The 1250-nt window shown below is 44.8% G+C and carries 2 protein-coding genes and 1 pseudogene; 2 read left to right on the top strand and 1 reads right to left on the bottom strand.

Annotated features, from left to right (window positions below):
- Together R7127_RS26450 and bioD are read left to right on the top strand one after the other, a co-directional pair.
- Positions 1-202: pseudogene (locus R7127_RS26450) on the top strand (malonyl-[acyl-carrier protein] O-methyltransferase BioC); the annotation flags it as partial.
- Positions 199-885, top strand: coding sequence for a dethiobiotin synthase (gene bioD, locus R7127_RS26445; protein ID WP_005460040.1), 687 nt, complete (start codon positions 199-201; stop codon positions 883-885). The pseudogene R7127_RS26450 and the gene bioD, both read left to right, overlap by 4 nt.
- 99 nt (positions 886-984) lie before the next feature.
- Here bioD and R7127_RS26440 read toward each other — a convergent pair whose 3' ends face one another.
- A complete protein-coding gene (locus tag R7127_RS26440; protein WP_276460028.1) occupies positions 985-1152 on the bottom strand; it encodes a hypothetical protein in 168 nt (55 codons plus the stop codon).
- Positions 1153-1250 lie beyond the last annotated feature (98 nt).

Here is a 1250-nt window from a genome sequence, read left to right as displayed (position 1 = left end):
CATCACCGTTTGGTACGACTCAGCATTTTCTGTTATGCGTGATCTCAAAGGTATTGGTGCAAATCACGTAAGCGGGCGCTCACATGGTCTAACAAGTCGTCGTACTTTGTTGCAAGTCGAGCGCGCGTACCAAGCATTCAAAAACGATCAAGGTTTTCTACCTGCAACTTATCAGGTTTGTTTTGGAGTCATACATTTATGATTGATGCATTTTTTATTGCTGGTACGGATACTGATGTAGGCAAAACGGTGGCGTCGAAAGCCGTCTTGCAAGCACTCGCAGCAAAAGGACTAAATACCATTGGCTACAAACCAGTGGCTGCAGGAAGCGAAAAAACAGAGCAAGGTTGGCGCAATTCAGATGCACTGCACTTGCAAAAAGCCGCAACCTTAGAAGTGGCTTATGAAGATGTGAACCCATACGCTTTGGAATTACCAGCTTCTCCTCACATCGCAGCCAAGCACGAGCAGGTTGAAATCGAATACGATTTGCTGAGTGAAAAGCTCGCTCAACATAAAGAGCAAGCCGATGTTGTATTGGTAGAAGGTGCTGGTGGTTGGCGTGTTCCTGTGTCAGACACAGACAGCTTGTCTACTTGGGTACAGCAAGAGCAGCTACCAGTGGTACTTGTCGTGGGTATTAAACTGGGTTGTTTGAGCCACGCTTTATTAACGGCGGAAATCATCAAAGCAGATGGTCTAAACCTAGTGGGTTGGATTGCGAACCGAGTTAACCCAGGCACAGAGCATTACGCGGACATTATTGAAATGCTTGAATCGCGCATTGATGCACCGAAGTTAGGCGAGATCCCTTACATTCCAAGTGCGAAGCGCAAAGAGTTGGGTAAATACATTAACGTTGAGCCATTACTGAACATCGATTAAGAGCATTTCTTGTAAACGTACTCAAAACCAAAGGGCTGCAATTTGCAGCCCTTTCTATTGGTGTAGCTTATCTATTGGTGTAGCTTAATAAGATTACTGCTACTTTTCTTGGCTAAGTCCCATCAGCGCTTGCTGTGTCTCAGCAACACGTTTAGACAAGTTATGATCGGTTGAAATACCGAGTTGCTGTTTGGCCTCATCCTCTGAGATCCCTAGGTGACAACGCAGTAAATCAATAGCCATTTGATAGTCGTTAGTTTCTACCATGATATTTCCCTCAAGACATGGAAGTTTCGAGCTTCAATAACGCTCTTAGAGCGTGCTCTGTTTTGTTCATCTCGCTTGAATCTAGCATGTTCATTTGT

This window comes from Vibrio sp. 1159 (assembly GCF_033340395.1).
Classification (GTDB): Bacteria; Pseudomonadota; Gammaproteobacteria; order Enterobacterales; family Vibrionaceae; genus Vibrio; species Vibrio alginolyticus.
This window is presented reverse-complemented; position numbering and strand designations above follow the sequence as displayed.

What these genes read in the sequence shown, in the direction of transcription:
- bioD (WP_005460040.1), top strand. Translation starts at nt 199, where the DNA reads ATGATTGATGCATTTTTTATTGCTGGTACGGATACTGATGTAGGCAAA.
- R7127_RS26440 (WP_276460028.1), bottom strand. Translation starts at nt 1,152, where the DNA reads ATGGTAGAAACTAACGACTATCAAATGGCTATTGATTTACTGCGTTGT.